Below are 18,397 nucleotides of genomic sequence, written 5' to 3' on the forward strand. Positions count from 1 at the left end.
TTTCACGGGCCTAAATATTTGTAGGATGTTTGCCGATATGCATGGGTAGAGTGACCGGACCCGACTGCAAGCCACCCTCATGCTCTTTCCTTCGCCGCAGCAATCCTTCGATCCCGGCCTGCGCAGCCGCTTTCATCTGCGCTCGCTGGAACATCAGCGCCCGCTGTCCACGATGACGATGGCGTTTACGGTCGTCGCGTTCGTGTGTCTCGTGGGGGCGCGCGGACTCGTCGACGGCGCGGCGTATCCGCTCGCCTGGCGGCTCGGCTGCGCGCTGGTGCTGGCCTTGCTGGCGGGCGCCATTCCCTGCGCGAAGTCCACGAGGACATTCGGCGCCATCGGCGTGGCTTTCGCGCTGACGCTGGTGGGCGGCCTCGCGCTGAACGTCGCGGGGGTACAGCAGCCGCTTCTGTGGACGCTGCCGGCCATGGTGGTCATACCGGTCTGCGCTGCGCCGCTGTGGCTCACGCCGACGCATTTTTTCGTCGGCAGCGCGGTCTTTTATGCATCGGCGCTGGCGTTGCTGCCCGGCGCGCCGCGCGCGGCCGAGGCCGACATCGTGCTGTGGATGTGGGTCGCGGCCATCGGCATGCCGGCCGCCGTGGTCTTTCATTTCGGCTTCTACTCGTTCCGGCGTAATCACTTCCTGCTTGAAAACCAGCTCGCTCAACTCGCGGCCACCGACCCGCTGACCGGCTTGCAAAACCGCCGCGCATTCGTCGCGCAGGCCGAGCGGCGCTTGAACGCGATGGCGCATGGCGCGCGGGTCAGCGCGATCTTTCTCGACATCGACAACTTCAAGTCGCTGAACGACCGCTTCGGTCACGCGGTGGGCGACCTCGCGTTGCACCAGGTGGCCCAGGTGCTGATGAAAGGCACCGGCGAGAACGAAAGCGTGAGCCGGATCGGCGGCGAGGAGTTCGCCGTGCTCTCGTGCGAGGGTCTCGACGGCGCGCTGCGTGCCGCCGAGCGGCTGCGCGGCGCGATTGCCGCGATCGAACGCCCCGACGGCAATCTCACCGCAAGCTTTGGCGTGGCCGAACATCGCGTGGGCGAAAGCATCATGGTGCTGCTCGACCGCGCCGACGAAGCCTTGCTGCGCGCCAAGCAGTCCGGCAGGAACCGCGTGTCCGCCGAGCGTCCGCTGCCCGACGCGTCGTTGCAACGGCTGATCGAGGGCGCGTGTGCGGGAGAGGGCGCGGCGAACACGCGGCATCGATGGGAAGGTTACTATCTGACCTCGCATTTCCAGCCGCTTTTCAGTTTGTCGCATCAGAAGCAGGTTGGATTCGAGGCGCTGTTGCGCGGCGAACTGGACGACGGCACGCTGTTGCCGCCCGCGGTGTTGTTCGCGCCCAAGCCGTCCAGTGACGAAGGCGTGCTCGACCGCGCAAGTCACGCCGTGCATCTGTCCAACGCGCGCGAGTCGCTGCCCGCGGGCGAGTGGCTCTTTCTCAACATCCTGCCGTCCACGTTCGTCGCCGAGGGCTATGCGGGCGAACTCGCCGCGATGGTGCGCAGAGTGGGGCTCGACACGGAACAGGTGATCCTTGAAATTCTCGAATCGCACGGCGGCGGTGTCGATGAGATGTCGCGCGCGGCGGCCTGCTACCGCGAGCAGGGTTTCCTGATCGCAGTGGACGATTTCGGCGCGGGGCAATCGAATCTCGACCGGCTGCTGCGCATTCGCCCGGACATCGTGAAGCTCGACGGCGAACTGATACGCGCGACGAGTCACGGCACCGAGCAGCCGATCTTGCCGAAGCTCGTGTCGTTGCTGCATCAGGCCGGCATGCTGGTGGTCGTGGAAGGCGTGGAGACGACGGACGAGCTGATCCTCGCGGTCGAATCGAACGTGGACTTTGCGCAAGGCTATCTGCTCGGGCGGCCGGCGGCGCGGATTGTGCCGCCAGAGTCCGTGCATCTGCGCATCGACGATGCTTTCGACGTGATCGCGCAAGGCCGGGCGCATCAGCATGCATTGTTCGAATCCGAAGTCGAGCCGTATCGCCGCGCGTTGCTGGATGCCGCGCACGCGTTGCGCGCGGGCATCGGCATGGAGCGCGCGTTCGCGCTTCTCGCGACGTTCGAGCGCTGCATCAGCTGCTTCATTCTCGACGACGCAGGCAGACAGGTCGGCCATGAAGTGCCGGGGCCGGCATGGAGCCAGGCAGGCGCCTCGCTGCATCCGGTGGCGAATCCGCGGGCCGCGCGGTGGGATCACAGGCCGTACTATCGCAATGCGGTGCTGTTGCCGGGCGTGGCAATCGCTAGTAATCCTTATCTTTCGCTCGCAAGCGGAAAGCCGTGTATCGCGGTGACGCTCGCCGCGCAATTCGCGGACGAGCGTTCGGTGATCGGCGTGGAACTGGACTGGTCGGCGCAAGGCTTGCCGTGGCCGGCGGGAGAGTGAGCGTGCGTTGTCTTCTGGCGCGTGGCGCTCAGTAGCCGCCTTTCTCCATGCCGCCTTCCCTGGCGATTCCCTTATACGACGCCGCCAGGTCCGCCGCCGCGCGGCTCAGCAAACCCGTATCGGTTCCGACCGCGACAAAGGTCGCGCCCGCCGCGAGGTAGTCGGCGGCCATCGCGCGGTCCGGCGCGAGCACGCCTGCGGCTTTGCCCGCGCGCCGAACGCTTTCGATGCCGCCGCGAATCGCTTCGCGCACGCGAGTGTCGCCCGGCTGACCGAGCAGACCCATCGACGCGCTCAGATCGGCGGGGCCGAAAAATACGCCATCCACGCCTTCAACCGCTGCAATCGCGCAGAGATGCTCCATGCCTTGCACGGTCTCCACTTGCACCAGTACGCAGAGTTCGTCGGCGGCTTGCGTCAGATAGCCGGGGATGCGGTTCCAGCGCGACGCGCGCGCCAACGCGCTGCCCACGCCGCGAATGCCGTGCGGCGGATAACGCGTGGCCGCGACGGCGTCGGCGGCCTGTTCGGCGGTGTCGATCATTGGCAGCAGGAGTGTTTGGGCGCCGATGTCGAGCAACTGCTTGATCAACGCGCAGTCGCTTCGCACGGGGCGCACGACCGGATGCGACGCGTAGGCCGCCACCGCCTGTAATTGCGCAAGCGTGCTGCGCACGTCGTTGGGTGCATGTTCGTTGTCGATCAATAGCCAGTCGAAGCCGGCGGTGGCGAGCAGCTCGGTCACGTAGGCGTCGGCGAGCGCGGCCCACAGGCCGAATTGCGGCGCGCCTTCACGCAGCGCGCGTTTAAAGGTGTTGTGCGGCAAGGGCATGTTCGGCACTCAAATGAAATTCAAACCGATGCCGCCGAGCGGACCATAGTCGACATGGAACGTGTCGCCCGCTTTCGCGGCAATCGGGCTCGTGAACGAGCCGCTCAGGATCACGTCGTGGGCGTTGAGCATTTCTTCGTAGGGCGCGATCTTGTTGGCGAGCCACGCGACGCCCGTGGCCGGATGATTCAACACGGCGGCCGCGAGTCCGCTTTCTTCGACGGCGCCGTTTTTATAGAGCAACGCGCCGACCCAGCGAAGATCGACGTCAAGCGGACGCACGGGACGCCCGCCCAGCACGATGCCCGCGTTGGCCGCGAAGTCGGAGATCGTGTCGTACACCTTGCGCGGCGCACGCGTGTCGCGGTCGAACTGCTCGATGCGCGCGTCGATGATTTCCACAGCGGGCGTGACGTAGGCCGTGGCGTCGAGCACGTCGAACAGCGTGACGCCCGGACCTCTCAGCGGTTTGCTCAAAACGAACGCCAACTCGACTTCGACGCGTGGCGCGATGAAGCGGTCCGCGCGAATGTCCTGGCTATTGTCGATAAACATGCTGTCGAGCAGCGGGGCGTAGTCGGGTTCGTCGATTTGCGACGAGCGCTGCATGGCGCGCGACGTGAGGCCGATCTTGCGCCCCTTGATCACGTGTCCTTCGGCGAGCTTGAGCTTGACCCACTCGCGCTGGATCGCGTAACCGTCTTCGACGGTCATCTGCGGATAGGCCGCGGAAAAATGGCGCAATTGCGTGCGGGTCTTCTCCGCGTGATCGAGTTGGGCGGCGAGATCGCGAATCGTGTGTTGGTCTAGCATGATGAGTTCTCTATCGCTACTTTGTCTTCAGGCGCGCGTGCAGATTGTTGTGCTTCCACGCGCCGGCTTCGCTGAATTCATTGATTTCCAGCGACAACGCGAGGCCCGTCTGTTCAAACTCGGTGGCGAAGTGCTGTTTGATGAGCGCGAATAGCGCGTCGTCGGTGGCCCGTTTCGTGGCCTCCGAGCGGCCCGCGGCGATTTTGAGGTTTGCGTGCAGGAAGGCGGCGTCGGGATTTCCATCGGCGATGCAGTACTGCTCGCACGGCAGCGCGCGCACGCGAATGCCGCCGAGTGGAAAGACGCGCTTTGCGCTTTCGTTTCCGCTTTCGCTGTCGTTTTTATCGCTGCCATGCTCGCGCTGCGCGGCGAGGCATTGCGCGAGCGAATCGCACAAACGTCCAATGCTGTGTGCGTCGGCAAGATTCGCGCTGTATTCGAGTGTCAGATGCGGCACGTTCGGCTCCTTCTATCAGGTTCAGGCAGGCAGTGGCGTGACCGGAAAAATCGCGTTGATCTGTCCGGTTCCCGAACTGCCGAAATACGGCGTGACGACTTCCACCTTGCCGTCATAGCGGTCCCAGCCGAGTGCGCCAAGCAGCATCGCCGTGTCGTGCATGCCGCCTTCACCCCAGCATTTCTCGTTGTAAAGCGGCAGCATCTCGCAGAACGTCTTCCAGTCGCCGGCTTCCCACAACTCGACGACCTTGCGGTCCATCTGTTCGAGAAAGGGATTCCAGACCTTGTGCATGAACTGCTCGGCGGTGCCGTTGTTCGCGAAGTGATGGCTGAGCGAGCCGCTCGCGAGAATCGCCACGGTCCCCTCATAACGCTCCTCGATCGCCCGGCGCACGGCGAGGCCGAAACGCGCGCTCGTTTCGAGGTCGTGCCACATGCACCAGCCCGCTACGGACACTGCCCTGAAATGCTGGTCGCCATTCATATAGCGCATCGGCACCAGCGTGCCATATTCGAGTTCCAGCGTGGTCTCGCTATGCGCGCGGCTTTTCACGCCCATTTCGTTTGCGACTTCGGCAATCAGCTTGCCGAGCGCCACATTGCCGGGATAAGCGTACGGCATGTTGTTGATGAAATGCGGCAGTTCGTTGCTCGTATAGACGCCTTCGAATTTCGGCGCGCAATTGATGTGGTATTCGCTATTTACGAGCCAGTGCACGTCGAATACGACAATCGTGTCCACGCCCAGTTCGCGACAACGCCGGCCGATTTCATGATGTCCGTCGATAGCGGGCTGCCGGCTGCCTTTATGCGGACCGTCGAGTTCGGACAGATATAACGACGGCACGTGCGTGACTTTTGCTGCTAGCGCGAGCTTGCCCATCGCGGTCTCCTGATCGGTGTGTCGCGAGACGCCGTGCGCCTCGCGCGTGAAGTGCGCGGCGTCTCAGGCGCCCCAGCGCGGAATGTGATGCGAGCCGAGCGACACGCACACGTTCTTCGGTTCGAGGAACACTTCGTAGCTCCACGTGCCGCCTTCGCGCCCCACGCCCGAGGCTTTCGTGCCGCCGAACGGCTGGCGCAAGTCGCGCACGTTCTGGCTGTTGACGAAGCACATGCCGGCTTCGACGGCCGCCGCCACGCGATGCGCGCGCCCCGTGTTCTCGGTCCAGATGTAGCTCGACAAACCATAGGCGATGTCGTTCGCGAGTCTGATCGCGTCGGCTTCGTCGTCGAATGGAATCAGGCACGCGACCGGCCCGAAGATCTCTTCCTGCGCAATACGCATGCGGTTATCGACATCGACGAATACCGTAGGCGCGACGAAGTTGCCTTGGCGCAGCGAGTCGGGCAAATCGGGCGTGTCGAGTCCGCCGCATGCGAGCGTCGCGCCTTCTTTCGGACCCAACTCGATGTAGCTGCGCACTTTCGCCAGATGCCCCTGGCTGATCATCGGCCCGACGATCGTGCTGTCGGAAAGCGGATCGCCCACCGGAAGACGCTTCGCGCGCTCGATAAAGCGCTCGGCGAATTTCGCGTAGATCGACTTCTGCACGAGAATGCGCGAACCCGCGGTGCAGCGTTCGCCGTTGTTCGAGAAGATCATGAACACGGCGGCGTCCAGCGCGCGTTCGAAATCGGCGTCGTCGAAAATCACGAACGGCGATTTGCCGCCCAGTTCCATCGAAAACTTCTTGAGGCCCGCGGTTTGCACGATGCGGTTGCCGGTCGCCGTCGATCCGGTGAACGAAACCGCGTGCACGTCCGGATGCGCGACGAGCGGCTCGCCCGTTTCCTTGCCGAAACCGTGCACCACGTTCAGCACGCCGGCAGGAATGCCCGCTTCGAGCGCGAGCGCGCCGAGCATGGAAGCCGTGAGCGGCGACAGTTCGCTCATCTTCAGCACAGCCGTGTTGCCGAACGCGAGACAGGGCGCGACTTTCCACGTGGCCGTCATGAACGGCACATTCCACGGCGAAATCAGCGCGCACACGCCGACCGGATGAAACAGCGTGTAGTTCAGATGCGTTTCGGTGGGATACGTATGGCCGTCCACGCGCGTGCACATCTCCGCGAAGTAGCTGAAGTTGTCGGCGGCGCGCGGCACGAGTTGCTTGCGGGTTTGCGAAATTGTCTGGCCGGTGTCTTTTGTTTCGGTTTCCGAAATATCAGGAACGTTCTTCGCAATCAATTCGCCGAGCTTGCGGATCAGCTTCGCGCGTTCAGCGGCGGATTTGCCCGCCCACGCGGGAAATGCTTCCTTCGCCGCTCGCACTGCTGCGTCCACGTGTTCCGCGCCACCGCGCGCCACTTCGGCGAGGACTTCCTGGGTGGCCGGATTGACCGTCTCGAAGTAGTCTTTGGCGCCGGATGGCTTGCCGTTGATCAGATGGTCGATTCGCATTGCGTGTCCTTGACTATGCTTGCTGCGGCTCAGGCGCGGCCAAAATCCGCGTCGGATGCGATGGTATTGACGAGGCGGCCGAGGCCGTCGATTTCGCACACCACTTCGTCGCCCGCGTTGACGTTGACGACGCCTTCCGGCGTGCCGGTCAGAATGACGTCGCCGGGCGCGAGTGTCATGAAGCTGCTCAGGTATTCGATCAACGCGGGAATGTCAGTCACGAGATCGCGTGTGTTGCCGTGCTGTTGCAGCGTGCCGTTCACGAAGGTGCGCAACGCAAGTTGCGTGACGTCTTCGATGTCGGCGGCGTCCACGAACCACGGGCCGAGCACCGTGGCGCCGTCGCGATTCTTCACGCGCAGGTTGGGGCGGTAGTAATTTTCGAGGTAGTCGCGGATCGCGTAGTCGTTGGCGATCATGTAGCCGGCCACGTGCTGCATTGCGTCGCCGCGCTTCACGTTGCGCGCGGTTTGCCCGATCACCACCGCGAGTTCGCACTCGTAGTGCATGAAGGTGACATCGTCAGGGCGGCGCGTGAAGCCGCGATGACCGATCACCGTGCCAGGTCCCTTGAGAAATACGAGCGGTTCTTCCTGCTTGTTGAACTGCAATTCCTTCGCATGCTCGGCGTAATTCAGGCCGAGCGCGAAAACGGTGCCGACTTCGATGGGCGCGAGCCACACGACCTCGTCTTCGCGCCGTACACGGCCGTCCGCGAGAAGCACGCCTTCTTCATGCGGACAGGCTTCGTGAATGGCGCCTGCATACGCTACACGGCCGCGCATCATGGCTGTTCTCCCTCTTGTTCGGTCGCGCCGGCGAACGACACCTGGAGCGGCGGCAATGCGCCGATCGACAAGGTCGCCGTGTCGCCGATATGAGCGACGGGCGAACCATGCGGCACGCCCAGCGTGATGATGTCGCCCGCCGAAAGCGTCATGAAGTCGGTGACTTCGGCGAGAAGCCGAGCCACACCGCGTACTGACGACGCGGTGTTCGCGGCAAACGCGTGCGCGCCGTTGAGCGACACCTGAATGACGAGTTCGTCCGGATTCGCGACGTGACGCGCCGAAACAAGCGCGGGGCCGACGACGCAAAATCCGTCGCGAGCGCGCAAGCGCACGGAAGGCCGGTACACGCTTGCGTGAGGCACGCTGAGATCGACCACGAGCGTATAGCCCGCCACGTAGTCGAACGCGCGCTCGGCGCTGACGCGCGTTGCGGTGCGGCCGATCACGATGCCGAGCGAGGCGCCGACTTCGACGCCGGACACATCGTCGGGTATCGCGACTCTCGCGCGATGTCCCGCGAGCGTGTTGCGCGGCTTCAGGTATAGCACCGGCGCTTTGGGCGGCGCCTTGTAGGGCGGGGCGTGCATGGCTTCGCCCAGGGCGTCGAGCGCGCCACGGTCGTTGAGCAAGGTTCCATAAACAATGCCGCGAACCGGCGCGCGACATGCGGCGCCGCGTGCGAGCAGCGCCGCCGCAGCGCGCGCATCGACGTCGCGGGGCAGGGCTTCGCCTTCCAGATGCAGCAGATGATCGGCAAATGCAAACATGACTGAGCTAGGGCTCCGGATGAAGTACCAGGCATAAACACTAACATGTTAGTAGTATTGCGCTTGATATGATCCATGGTCAATAGCCAGTCGGCTGATCGCGGGTTTTCCCTTAAGCTTCGACAGGCTGCATTCAATCAACGTCCACTATGTCCGCTTCTTCTGTACGAGTTTTACACCGCAACTTGCCGATGCTGCTGTTGCGCGCCCGAGAAAAAATGATGGAGCGTTTTCGTCCGTTGATCACGGCGCATGGGTTGACCGAGCAGCAATGGCGCGTGATTCGCGCGCTCAATGAGCATGGCCCGATGGAGCCGCGCCATATCTCCGACATCTGCACGATTTCGAGCCCGAGCATGGCGGGCGTGCTTGCGCGCATGGAGAGCATGGAGCTGATCACAAAGGAGCGTTTCGCGGAAGACCAGCGCCGCGTGCTGGTTTCGCTAACGGACACGAGCACGGAACTGGTGCGCGTGATCTCGAAGGAGCTGGAGGCGCACTACCGCGGGTTGGAGCGCAAGGTGGGGCCGGAGATCGTCGAGCGGGTCTATCGCGCCGTCGACGATCTGCTGGCGGGTCTCGAAGAAGAAGACGAGTAACGGCGCAAGACGTGAGCGCGCCTGCTCACCAGCCCTGCAAGCGCATCCACGGCACGCTTTGGCCGTCGGGCGCGACCGCCTGATACTCGGGAAACTGCGCGCCGGTCGCGCACGCATGATTGGGCAGAATGCGCAGCTTCATGCCGATTGGAAAGCGCTGCGCGATGTCGGCCTCGCCGGCATGCGCGCCTTCTTCTGTTGAAGACAGAATGCCGTGCTCCTGGTTCGCGCCGCTCACAATGTAGCCGGCAAGCGGCGTGCCGTCGAGCAGACACGGCACGCCGTAGCCGAAATCGTGCGCCTGCTTCGAGGTGCCGCGATCGCGGCTCATGGCCATCCATCCCGCGTCGAGAATGGCCCAGCCCTTGTCCGCCTGATGACCGATTACGGTGGCCAGCACGCTGAGCGCGATGTCGCCGAGCGAGCACACGCCGATGTTGTGCATGACGAGATCGAACAGCACATAGACGCCCGCCCGCACTTCGGTCACGCCTTGCAGTTGCGTCGCGGCGAGCGCCGTTGGTGTAGAACCGACGCTGACTTCAGGACACGCAATGCCGGCTTCGCGCAAGCGCTCGGCCGCGCGCACGCAACCCGCGCGCTCCTGTTCCGCGAGCGCGGCGAGCGCTTCGGGCGTGTCGAGTTCGTAGCTGGAACCAGCGTGCGTCATCACTCCGCCGACCGTCATGCCGTTTTCGTGAAGAATCCTGCCAACGTCCAGCAGGCTTTCGTGTTCCGGCGTAATGCCGGAGCGGTGGCCGTCGGTGTCCACTTCGATCCACACTTCGAAGCTTGCGCCGTGCTGATCGCCAAACGCGGCGATTGCCGCCGCGGCGGTGGGGTTGTCCACCACCAGCTTCAGATTGCAGCCCTGGCGGCGCAACGCCAAGGCTCGCGGCAGCTTCGAAGGTGCAATGCTGACCGCGTAAAGAATGTCGCTGACGCCGGCGGCATAAAACGCTTCCGCTTCCTTCAGCGTCGAAACGGTAATGCCGCGCGCGCCCGCCGCGATCTGTGCCCGCACGACGTCGATGCATTTGGTGGTTTTCACATGCGGGCGGAATGCGACGCCGAGTGCGTTCATATGCGCCTGCATACGCGCGATGTTCCGCTGCATCCGTGCGGTGTCGATCAGGGCTGCGGGCGTGTCGAGATGTTCGAGTTTCATGATTTGACCAGGAAATCAGGCAGTATTCGGAAGGCAAGCTGGACGCGGTGAATCGCGGCGGATTCGATGCAATTATAAAGTTTTGCCCCGTGCACAGTGGTCAGTGTGGCTAACTCATAGATTCATTACGGCTTAATGTGCCGCCCGCCACGGCGGCATTGGGCGAAATCCGGTCTGCAAATATTGCGTGAAGGTTCGCGTCCGCGCGGGCAGCAGACGCACGAGCTTGCCTTTCGCGAATCGTCAGCAGGAAGCGGAGATCGGCGGAATCGTTCATGTGGGATGCTTGCAGTGCTCGCCGGCGATGCAAGGTAAAGTGACGCTTGCGTCACGCAGCCGACGGCCTCCAACGCTCCAGTTGGATGCCGGATTTTTTGCAGCTTTTACTTGAAGAGAAGCCCGATGCCTTTGTCACATGAGGCGGATGCCGCGCCAGAGAGTGCCCTGAAACAAGCGATATTTCTGCATACCGGCTGGCGCAGCGCGGGCACCTGGGTCTGGTCGCGTCTGCGCGCGCTCGACGCCGCGACCGGCTATTACGAGCCGCTAAGCAACGTACTCGCGGATTTGACGCTCGCCGACGTTTCGGCGAGCCGTCCCACGCTGACCTCGGGACATCCGCCGCTGGAGGCACCTTACTTCGACGAGTACCGGCCGTTCCTGCACGAAGGCGCGCGCGGCGTAGCCGGATACAGAAGGCCCTTCAGCACGGATCGTTTCGCAAGCGTGCCCGATGCGGAATTCCCCGCGTTGCAGGCGTATTTGCGCAATCTGTGCGATCACGCGAGAGCACAAGGCAGCGTGCCGGTCCTCAAATTCTGTCGTTCGTCGGGCAGGTTGCCGTGGCTCAAGCACGCCTTTCCCGGCGCGCTGCACGTGGGCGTGCTGCGTAATCCTGCTTCGCAATTCGCGTCCGGGTGGCTGCTCGGCCAGCAATGGCGCAATCCGTTTTTTGTGGCCGCGCCGTTTCGTGTGCTCGGATTGAATCGCGCGGAACCGCTGGTGAGGCAGGTGATCGATATGTTCGATGTGAAGTTGCCGCCCGGCGTGCCGTCTTCGGACGACGCCTACGCGATGGCCTGCGAACACTACGCACGCAGCGCGGAGGGCAACAACGCCTATCGCGCGTTTCTCGCGCTGTGGATTCTTTGCGCGTGGCGAATGCAAGGCGCCGATCTCTTTGTTGACATGGATCTGCTCGGGCAATCGCGTGACTACGCTGACGCGCTGCGTGCGGGTTTCGAAGCGCAGGGCGGCTTGTCGCCCGATTTCAGCAGCGCGCGCGATCTCGTCGACGAAACACGGCGGCACGCAGCGCGCATGGTGGGCATAGACGGCGGTTCGATGCGCGCCGTGCATTCCGCGGCGCTGAAATTCCTCAAGGCGCAAAGCGGTGTTGACCCCGCGTTCGTCGAACGGATTCGCGAGAAGATGGTCCTCGCAAACGAACTCACCGCGCAGTGGCGTTGAGTTCAATCGCGGTCTTTTACGGCTATACGGCGGCCTTTTTTGCTTGCGCCATCGTTTCGGCTCGCAGCCGCTCGTAGCTGAGCTTGTCGAGCGGCACGGCGTCGGGGTGGCCGAGATCGCTGAGCTTGACGCGGAAATTCTCGCGCGCGCTCCACGCGGTCACTGCCGCGATAATGGTGATGGCAAACGTAATGGCGCCAATCGTGAGCGGCACGTTGTGCGATCCCGGCGGCGCGACATAAGCGAACAACGCGGGCAGCAACGCGGTGATCGTCGTGCCGATGTTCTGTCCGATCGCCATCGCCGAGACGCGCGAGCGCGTGGGGAACAGCTCGGGATAAAAGCTCGGGAACGTCGCGTTATAGCCTTGATAGATGACGCCCCACATGAGGATCGACATCACCATCGCGAGCGGCACGTTGTGAATGCTGATCGCGTACAGATAGCCGAACGAGAGCAGCCCCGCGCCGAGTGCGCCGACAATGATCGGCAAGCGCCGGCCGATCCGGTCCGACAGATTGCCCACATACGGAATCACGAGCACGGCGACAATGTTGCCAATCACCGGAATCCATAAATAGACGCTCTTCGAAAAGCCGATGCCGTATGACACCTGCACGGCATACGCGGCCCCGAAAATCGTCGCGACCACGGGAATGACATTCATCAGCGAGCAGCCCACTACGCGCAGCATGTCGAGCGAGTTGTAGCGGAACGCTTCGGCAATCGGCGATTTCGGCACGCCGCCCGTGGCGTCTTCGTTGGCGAAAGCCGGTGTTTCATCCACCTCGCGGCGAATGATGTAGCCGGCGATCAGCACCACGGCGCTCAGCAGGAACGGAATGCGCCAGCCCCACGCGTTGAACGAACTCTCTTCCATGTAATAGGCGAGCGGCAGGAACACGGCTGCCGCGAGAATCTGCCCAGCCTGCACGCCTTGCAACGTGAAGCTCGCGTAATAGCCGCGTCGCCCGAACGGCGCATGTTCGAGGATCATCGAACTGGCGCCCGAGATTTCTCCGGCGACTGCGAAGCCCTGAATCAATCGAAGCACGACGAGCAATGTGGGCGCGAGCAGGCCGACATGCTGATAGGTGGGCAGGAGGCCGACTGCCATCGTCGAAAAGCCCATCATGAACATGCATAGCAGCAGGACGTTCTTGCGGCCATGCGTATCGCCCCAGTGCCCGAGCACGAACGCGCCGATGGGCCGCGCGACATAACCCACGCCATACGTCGCGAGCGAGGCGACGATGGCGATCTTCGGATTGCCGGAGGGAAAGAACAGTTGAGGAAAGATGAGCGCGGCTGCTTGCGCGTAGATGAAGAAATCGTAGTACTCGAGTGCGGAGCCGATCCAGCCGCTCGCAGTCGCTTTGCCCGCCTGCCCGCTATGCTTGCGGCTGCTTGCCGATGCGTTCGTTGCCATGTCACCTCTCCTGAACGAAACGTTAGGACCAGCTACTCCGGCGGCTTTAATTTGGCGTCGGCGCGACGAACTGCGCAACCAGGATTTATACCGCGAGATAGCCATGCAAAAGGTGGCATGCTGCGGCGCGACAGGGGGCAATCGGGCGCGGGAAGCCTGATTGCAGTCCAACGCAGTTGCAACGCAAAAAAACGATGCGGTGAGAGGCGGGCTTGACAGCATCTCGAAGAGAGAGGATTTGCATCCGCTATCTACACACCTGACGACGATTCCTCTTCGGCTTCGTCCAGCACCGCGTTTTGCACGGCCATGGCGGGGCTCACATAAGGCGTGGACTGGCGCACTTCGTCCATGGTGTAGCGCAGACGTTTGCCTTCGACATACACGCGCAAGTTCCGGTATTTGACGAGATACAGCAGCCCCACGAGCGCAGCGGCGAAACCTGATGCCGCGCCGACGCCGAGCGCCCAGCGCGGCCCGAAACGATCCGCGACCCAGCCGACCACAGGTGCGCCGAGCGGCGTGCCGCCCAGCGCGATGGCGAGCAGGATCGCGATCACGCGGCCGCGCATGGCCGGTTCGGTGGACAGTTGCACGAGACTGTTCGTGGAGGTGTTGAAGGTTTGCGTCGACACGCCGATGAAGGCGAGCATGACGCCGAAGAGAACATAGTTTGGCATTAACGAAGCAGCGGTGCAGCCCACGCCGAACACGCCCGCCGCGCCGAGCAGCAGCGCCATGTGCGGTTTCGCGCGGCGCGCGGCCAGCAGCGCGCCCGTCACGGAGCCGATCGCCATGGTCGAACTCAACACGCCGTATTCGCCCGCGCCCGCATGGAACGCGGTCACCGACATGGTCGAGATGAAGATCGGGAAGTTGAGCCCGAACGTGCCGATCAGAAACTGCATCAACAGCGCGGCCTTCAGATCAGGGCGTTTCCACACATACTTGAAGCCTTCGGCGAAGCTGCCACGCGTGCGTATCGCAAGCGGCTTCACGTGCAATTCGCGCACGCGCAGCATGCGCAACGCACCGAGCACGGCGACAAAGGAGAGCGCGTTGATCAGAAACACCCAGCCCGTTCCGACCGATGCGATCAGGAGGCCCGCGACCGCCGGACCGATCATGCGCGCCGCGTTGAACGAGGTGGAATTGAGCGCGACCGCATTCGACAGATCGCTTTCGCCGACGAGATCGGACACGAAGGTCTGCCGCGCGGGCGAGTCGAATGCCGTCACGCAGCCGAGCAGCCCGGCGAAGAGATACACGTGCCAGAGCTGCACGAGGCCCGTGATGGTGAGCACGCCGAGGCCGAGCGCGAGGCTGCCCATGGCCGCCTGCGTGATGAACAACAGCTTGCGGCGGTCGAAGTGATCCGCCGCATAACCGGTGAGCGGCAACAGCAACATTTGCGGCCCGAATTGCAGCGACATCACGATGCCCACGGAAGTCGCATTGTGCTGCGTGAGTTCGGTGAGAACGAGCCAGTCTTGCGCCGTGCGTTGCATCCACGTACCGACATTGGAGACGATCGCGCCGCTCGCCCACATCCGGTAATTGAAGTTGCTCAACGAACGGAACGTGGTGCTCACTGGAACTCCTTTGGCGCGAGACGTTGTGCGGTGCGTGGCATGCAACTCATGATCATGCGCGCGTTTTTTCCAGCAGATCGAGCACTTCCTGCGTCGTGCCGGTTTCGCCGAGGCGCGGGAAGATGCGTGTGAGGCTGTGCGTGTGAGCGTCCTGATGCATGTCGGTCATCGCGTCGACGGCGAATGCGATATTCAGCCCCAGTTCGTGGGCGAAACGCGCGGTGGATTCGACGCCGATGCTGGTCGACACACCCGCCAGCACGATTTGCGTGACGCCTTGTTCGCGCAGATACGCTTCGAGATCCGTATTCGTGAACGCGCCCCACGTGCGTTTCGTGACCCGATGATCCGACGGTTGCTGGTTCAACTCCGGCACGAGATCGGCGAATCCAGCGGGAAATCCGCTTGAGGGGCGCTGCTGCTCGGCGCGTCCCGGGGCGCCGCCCGTCACGTTGACGAGCACCACGGGCAGACCGTGGCGGCGAAACGCGTCGGCCAATGTGGCAGCGCGCTGGACGACCTCGGCGGTGGAATGCGCGGCGGGCATCGCGACGATGCCTTGCTGCAGGTCGATCACAACCAGGGCGGTTTGAGCGTCGAGTGTGGTGAGTGCCATGATTGTTCCTTCTGCGATGTACTGGACGATTTACGAGTCGATCAGACGTTTGAGCAGATCGACGCCGATGGCGAGCTGCTTCTGCTCGGCCGCCGAAAAGCGCGTTTGAATGGTGCGAAAGAGCCAATCTTCGCGCGCGGCGCGGCTTGCCTTGATTTTCTTGCGGAAGGCGGACGTGAGAGACAGAACAGTCTGGCGGCCGTCGTTCGGATCGGGCGCGCCGCTCACGAGACCGGCGGATTTCAGAACCGAAAGCGTCTCGCCCATGGATTGCGGGCGCATGCCATGTGCCCGCGCGAGTTCGGTGACCGTGGCCGGGCCGTCGCGCTCCAGCACGCCGAGAACCTGTATTTGTGACGGCGTGAAATCGCCGAGATGCGCCTCTTCGCGCAGACGGCGGCGCAGTTTGCCGTTGAGCACGCGCAGGTCTTCGGCTAACGCGTGGAGGGAATCCGAGTCGAGCGCGAGATCGTTCTTGCCCATGCTTGTCCGCAAAATTTATGAAGGTTACCTGCGAAGGCTACCTTCATAACTCGTGACGGTCAAGCTAAGCTTCATGAACACTCATAAAGCTTAGGGAACCTTCAGGCAACGGGCAGCCGCTCGGTCCGCGCCGCGACGGGTGCGCCGCGCGAAGCTGGCGCGGCGTCTGCCGCGCGCATGATCGCGAGCAGCTGGTCGAGCGGCATCGGGCGGCCGGTCAGGAAGCCTTGAACGACGTCGCAGCGCACGTCGTTCAGCCATTCGAGCTGCGCCGGATATTCGACGCCTTCCGCGACGACCCGCAGCCCGAAACTGTGCGCCATCGAAATGATCGCGGTGACGATGGGTTGGCCGCCATTCGGCAATGGACAGATGAAACGGCGGTCGATCTTGATGCTGTGCACCGGAAAAGATTGCAGATAGGAGAGCGACGAATAGCCGGTGCCGAAGTCGTCGAGCGAGAGCCGCACGCCGGCCGCGCGCAATTCCAGCATCGCCTGAATGCCGACCGCCATGTTCGACATCAACTGGCTTTCCGTCAGTTCGAGTTCGAGCAGCGACGCGGGCAGGCCGCTTACTTTCAGGGCATTGCACACTTCATTCGTGAATGTTTCGGCGCGCAATTGACGCGCCGAGACGTTCACGGCCACATGAATGCTCTCCTTGCTGCACGCGTTCCACTGCGCGGCGTCGCGGCACGCGCGCCACAACACCCAGCGGCCGAGCGTGACGATCAGATCGCTGCTCTCCGCGATCGGCACGAATTCGGCCGGGGAAATAGGGCCTTCGGAAGGATGCGTCCAGCGCACCAGCGCTTCGACGCCGAGCAGCCGGCCCGACAGGCAGTCGAATTGCGGCTGGTACGCGATCTCCAGTGCGTCCTGTTCGAGCGCCTTGCGCAGGTCGGCCTCGATGCGCGCGCGCCGCTGCGCCTCGGCGGTCATCTCGCTTTGAAACTCCACGGCAATGCTCTTGCCCCGGCTTTTCGCGGAGTACAGCGCGATGTCGGCGTTGCTGACGAGTTCCGCGATTTCGACCGTGTCCTCGGGATAAACGCTGAAACCCACGCTTGCCGTCACGACCGATTCGAGGCCTTGCAGCACGAACGGCCGCGACAGATTACGCGCGATGCGGTTCGCGGTTGCGCGCGCGCGAACGCGGCTCGCATCGGGCCCGAGAACCACGGCGAATTCGTCGCCGCCAATGCGGCTCACGAGATCATGAGGCCGGACGACATTGCGCAGCGCGTCGGCGACCTGCTTCAGCAGTTCATCGCCCGCGCCATGACCCAGCGTGTCGTTGACGGTCTTGAAGTTGTCGAGGTCCACCATCATCAGCGCGACGTTTTTTTTCGCCGTCCCCGCCTTGTGCAGACGCGCCTTCAACTGATCGTAGAACGCGCGGCGATTCGGCAGGTCCGTGAGCGGATCGGTCGAGGCGAGATATTCGAGGTCTTTTTCCGCGCGCGACACGCGCTCGCGCATGCGCTTCATCACGAGCGAGGCGATCCACACCGAACACAGCGACGCGCTCACGAGAAAGCAGCCGTACTGAGCAAGCTGCATTTTGATCGAGCCGGTCGTCGCGACGATCACGATGTTGCCGAGCAACTGGTCGTTATGAACGATCGGCGCGGCGACCACGACGTCGTCGAGCGAGAGACGGCGCGCGTTGCGCAGATGGCTGAGCGTGCGTTCTTCGTATTCCTGGCGGTTCAGGCCCGCGCGCGCATAGCGCACGAAGAGCTGGCCGTCGGGCGTGTACACGGTGGCGCTTTCCACGTGCGGGACTTTGCGCAGCGAATTGAGGACGTCGGCGGTCGAGTCGCGGTCGCGGAACATCGCGGACGCGGTCAGATTTTCGGCGAGCACCAACGCCTGCACGCTGACGTCGTCGGTCAACGAGGTGCGCAGCGACAGCGCCTGATAGACGAGCAGCACGACGCTCGAAATCAGCAGCGCAATCGCCACGCCGACAAGATTCACATGCTCGCGTGGCCATGCAAATCTGGACCACGTCGTGAAGATTTTCATAGGACCGTCCTCGCGAGGCGCATGAGGTTCGAGCTGAGCGTGATGCGCCGGCGTGAAGCTTCGCTCACGTTGATGTCGAACTTCAGATGCTCGCCTTCGCGCACGAGGCGAATCACCCAGTTCTGCCCGATTGCGCCGGCTTCGCTCACGATCACGACGGGCGCGTCGGACGCGAGCAGGGTCTTTATCGCTGGAGTCAAGGCGGTGCCGGCCGTCAGCACCGCGAGATTGCAATCCGCCGGCTTTTCCGGGCGCGGCAACGGTCGAACGCGCCACACCTGTTTGCCCGCGTGTTTGCCGTCGAGCTTCGCGAGCGCCTGACCGAGCGGGCTGTCCTGATCGACGCACACGGACAGCACGTTGTCGGCGGTATAGCCCGATGGCCATTCCGTGAACTGCGCGAAGTTGAAGATGTAGGCCGCTTCGAGCGCCGGCAGGTCCACTTGCGCATCGACGGATCTCTGCACGGCGAGCGACAACGCCAACACGAGACACGCCGCCATGAGCCTGATGCGAACGCGCTTCATG

At 63.2% G+C, this 18,397-nt stretch carries 18 protein-coding genes; 3 read left to right on the top strand and 15 right to left on the bottom strand.

Features of this window, described 5'->3' with window-relative positions; all coding sequences use genetic code 11:
• The first annotated feature begins 79 nt into the window (after positions 1-79).
• Entirely contained in the window at positions 80-2,413 is a 2,334-nt protein-coding gene (locus tag VOM14_RS10790) for a bifunctional diguanylate cyclase/phosphodiesterase (RefSeq protein ID WP_327628696.1), read from the top strand.
• Positions 2,414-2,441: 28 nt separating this feature from the next.
• On the opposite strand, the gene hpaI is transcribed toward VOM14_RS10790, so the two are convergent.
• The 7 genes from hpaI to VOM14_RS10825 all read right to left on the bottom strand — a co-directional run bounded on the left by hpaI (position 2,442) and on the right by VOM14_RS10825 (position 8,479).
• The gene (gene hpaI / locus VOM14_RS10795; protein WP_327628697.1) at positions 2,442-3,245 is read right to left on the bottom strand and encodes a 4-hydroxy-2-oxoheptanedioate aldolase; all 804 of its coding nucleotides are present in this window, start codon (positions 3,243-3,245) and stop codon (positions 2,442-2,444) included.
• Between the two features lie 9 nt (positions 3,246-3,254).
• On the bottom strand, positions 3,255-4,058 hold the full coding sequence (gene hpaH, locus VOM14_RS10800) for a 2-oxo-hept-4-ene-1,7-dioate hydratase (RefSeq protein ID WP_327628698.1): 804 nt from the start codon (positions 4,056-4,058) through the stop codon (positions 3,255-3,257).
• A 16-nt stretch (positions 4,059-4,074) separates the two neighbouring features.
• Positions 4,075-4,515, bottom strand: coding sequence for a 5-carboxymethyl-2-hydroxymuconate Delta-isomerase (locus tag VOM14_RS10805; protein WP_327628699.1), 441 nt, complete (start codon positions 4,513-4,515; stop codon positions 4,075-4,077).
• Positions 4,516-4,536: 21 nt separating this feature from the next.
• Positions 4,537-5,400, bottom strand: coding sequence for a 3,4-dihydroxyphenylacetate 2,3-dioxygenase (hpaD, locus tag VOM14_RS10810; protein WP_327628700.1), 864 nt, complete (start codon positions 5,398-5,400; stop codon positions 4,537-4,539).
• A gap of 63 nt (positions 5,401-5,463) precedes the next feature.
• Positions 5,464-6,921, bottom strand: coding sequence for a 5-carboxymethyl-2-hydroxymuconate semialdehyde dehydrogenase (gene hpaE, locus VOM14_RS10815; protein WP_327628701.1), 1,458 nt, complete (start codon positions 6,919-6,921; stop codon positions 5,464-5,466).
• A gap of 29 nt (positions 6,922-6,950) precedes the next feature.
• Positions 6,951-7,709 (bottom strand): fumarylacetoacetate hydrolase family protein, encoded by a 759-nt coding sequence (locus tag VOM14_RS10820; RefSeq protein WP_327628702.1) that lies wholly within the window; start codon positions 7,707-7,709, stop codon positions 6,951-6,953.
• A complete protein-coding gene (locus VOM14_RS10825) occupies positions 7,706-8,479 on the bottom strand; it encodes a fumarylacetoacetate hydrolase family protein (protein ID WP_327628703.1) in 774 nt (257 codons plus the stop codon). The genes VOM14_RS10820 and VOM14_RS10825 overlap by 4 nt, the downstream gene beginning before the upstream one ends.
• Positions 8,480-8,670: 191 nt before the next feature.
• On the opposite strand from VOM14_RS10825, the gene hpaR reads away from it, so the two are divergent.
• Positions 8,671-9,078 (top strand): homoprotocatechuate degradation operon regulator HpaR, encoded by a 408-nt coding sequence (hpaR, locus tag VOM14_RS10830; protein ID WP_327628704.1) that lies wholly within the window; start codon positions 8,671-8,673, stop codon positions 9,076-9,078.
• A 25-nt stretch (positions 9,079-9,103) separates the two neighbouring features.
• On the opposite strand, the gene VOM14_RS10835 is transcribed toward hpaR, so the two are convergent.
• Both VOM14_RS10835 and VOM14_RS10840 read right to left on the bottom strand, forming a co-directional pair.
• Positions 9,104-10,246, bottom strand: coding sequence for a DSD1 family PLP-dependent enzyme (locus tag VOM14_RS10835; RefSeq protein ID WP_327628705.1), 1,143 nt, complete (start codon positions 10,244-10,246; stop codon positions 9,104-9,106).
• Positions 10,247-10,355: 109 nt separating this feature from the next.
• Positions 10,356-10,523 carry a hypothetical protein gene (locus tag VOM14_RS10840; protein ID WP_327628706.1) on the bottom strand — a complete coding sequence of 56 codons (168 nt, stop codon included), beginning with the start codon at positions 10,521-10,523 and terminating at the stop codon, positions 10,356-10,358.
• Positions 10,524-10,648: 125 nt separating this feature from the next.
• Here VOM14_RS10840 and VOM14_RS10845 point away from each other — a divergent pair, with 125 nt between their 5' ends.
• On the top strand, positions 10,649-11,716 hold the full coding sequence (locus VOM14_RS10845) for a hypothetical protein (RefSeq protein ID WP_327628707.1): 1,068 nt from the start codon (positions 10,649-10,651) through the stop codon (positions 11,714-11,716).
• A 22-nt stretch (positions 11,717-11,738) separates the two neighbouring features.
• Here the strand turns inward: VOM14_RS10845 and VOM14_RS10850 are convergent, their stop codons facing one another.
• From VOM14_RS10850 to VOM14_RS10875, 6 genes are all read right to left on the bottom strand, one after another.
• Positions 11,739-13,145 (bottom strand): MFS transporter, encoded by a 1,407-nt coding sequence (locus VOM14_RS10850; RefSeq protein ID WP_327628708.1) that lies wholly within the window; start codon positions 13,143-13,145, stop codon positions 11,739-11,741.
• A 251-nt stretch (positions 13,146-13,396) separates the two neighbouring features.
• Positions 13,397-14,737 carry an MFS transporter gene (locus VOM14_RS10855; RefSeq protein ID WP_327628709.1) on the bottom strand — a complete coding sequence of 447 codons (1,341 nt, stop codon included), beginning with the start codon at positions 14,735-14,737 and terminating at the stop codon, positions 13,397-13,399.
• A gap of 52 nt (positions 14,738-14,789) precedes the next feature.
• Positions 14,790-15,353: an isochorismatase family protein gene (locus VOM14_RS10860; RefSeq protein WP_327628710.1), complete on the bottom strand. Its 564-nt coding sequence runs from the start codon at positions 15,351-15,353 to the stop codon at positions 14,790-14,792.
• A 30-nt stretch (positions 15,354-15,383) separates the two neighbouring features.
• On the bottom strand, positions 15,384-15,836 hold the full coding sequence (locus VOM14_RS10865; protein WP_327628711.1) for a MarR family winged helix-turn-helix transcriptional regulator: 453 nt from the start codon (positions 15,834-15,836) through the stop codon (positions 15,384-15,386).
• A gap of 101 nt (positions 15,837-15,937) precedes the next feature.
• The gene (locus VOM14_RS10870) at positions 15,938-17,869 is read right to left on the bottom strand and encodes a putative bifunctional diguanylate cyclase/phosphodiesterase (RefSeq protein ID WP_327628712.1); all 1,932 of its coding nucleotides are present in this window, start codon (positions 17,867-17,869) and stop codon (positions 15,938-15,940) included.
• Positions 17,866-18,396 carry a YfiR family protein gene (locus tag VOM14_RS10875; RefSeq protein WP_327628713.1) on the bottom strand — a complete coding sequence of 177 codons (531 nt, stop codon included), beginning with the start codon at positions 18,394-18,396 and terminating at the stop codon, positions 17,866-17,868. Before VOM14_RS10875 ends, VOM14_RS10870 begins: the two co-directional genes overlap by 4 nt.
• Position 18,397: the final 1 nt, after the last annotated feature.

Source organism: Paraburkholderia sp. MPAMCS5 (assembly GCF_036016995.1).
GTDB lineage: Bacteria > Pseudomonadota > Gammaproteobacteria > Burkholderiales > Burkholderiaceae > Paraburkholderia.

What these genes read in the sequence shown, in the direction of transcription:
- VOM14_RS10790 (WP_327628696.1), top strand. Translation starts at nt 80, where the DNA reads ATGCTCTTTCCTTCGCCGCAGCAATCCTTCGATCCCGGCCTGCGCAGC.
- hpaI (WP_327628697.1), bottom strand. Translation starts at nt 3,245, where the DNA reads ATGCCCTTGCCGCACAACACCTTTAAACGCGCGCTGCGTGAAGGCGCG.
- hpaH (WP_327628698.1), bottom strand. Translation starts at nt 4,058, where the DNA reads ATGCTAGACCAACACACGATTCGCGATCTCGCCGCCCAACTCGATCAC.
- hpaD (WP_327628700.1), bottom strand. Translation starts at nt 5,400, where the DNA reads ATGGGCAAGCTCGCGCTAGCAGCAAAAGTCACGCACGTGCCGTCGTTA.
- hpaE (WP_327628701.1), bottom strand. Translation starts at nt 6,921, where the DNA reads ATGCGAATCGACCATCTGATCAACGGCAAGCCATCCGGCGCCAAAGAC.
- VOM14_RS10820 (WP_327628702.1), bottom strand. Translation starts at nt 7,709, where the DNA reads ATGATGCGCGGCCGTGTAGCGTATGCAGGCGCCATTCACGAAGCCTGT.
- VOM14_RS10825 (WP_327628703.1), bottom strand. Translation starts at nt 8,479, where the DNA reads ATGTTTGCATTTGCCGATCATCTGCTGCATCTGGAAGGCGAAGCCCTG.
- hpaR (WP_327628704.1), top strand. Translation starts at nt 8,671, where the DNA reads ATGCTGCTGTTGCGCGCCCGAGAAAAAATGATGGAGCGTTTTCGTCCG.
- VOM14_RS10835 (WP_327628705.1), bottom strand. Translation starts at nt 10,246, where the DNA reads ATGAAACTCGAACATCTCGACACGCCCGCAGCCCTGATCGACACCGCA.
- VOM14_RS10840 (WP_327628706.1), bottom strand. Translation starts at nt 10,523, where the DNA reads ATGAACGATTCCGCCGATCTCCGCTTCCTGCTGACGATTCGCGAAAGG.
- VOM14_RS10845 (WP_327628707.1), top strand. Translation starts at nt 10,649, where the DNA reads ATGCCTTTGTCACATGAGGCGGATGCCGCGCCAGAGAGTGCCCTGAAA.
- VOM14_RS10850 (WP_327628708.1), bottom strand. Translation starts at nt 13,145, where the DNA reads ATGGCAACGAACGCATCGGCAAGCAGCCGCAAGCATAGCGGGCAGGCG.
- VOM14_RS10860 (WP_327628710.1), bottom strand. Translation starts at nt 15,353, where the DNA reads ATGGCACTCACCACACTCGACGCTCAAACCGCCCTGGTTGTGATCGAC.
- VOM14_RS10865 (WP_327628711.1), bottom strand. Translation starts at nt 15,836, where the DNA reads ATGGGCAAGAACGATCTCGCGCTCGACTCGGATTCCCTCCACGCGTTA.
- VOM14_RS10870 (WP_327628712.1), bottom strand. Translation starts at nt 17,869, where the DNA reads ATGAAAATCTTCACGACGTGGTCCAGATTTGCATGGCCACGCGAGCAT.
- VOM14_RS10875 (WP_327628713.1), bottom strand. Translation starts at nt 18,396, where the DNA reads ATGAAGCGCGTTCGCATCAGGCTCATGGCGGCGTGTCTCGTGTTGGCG.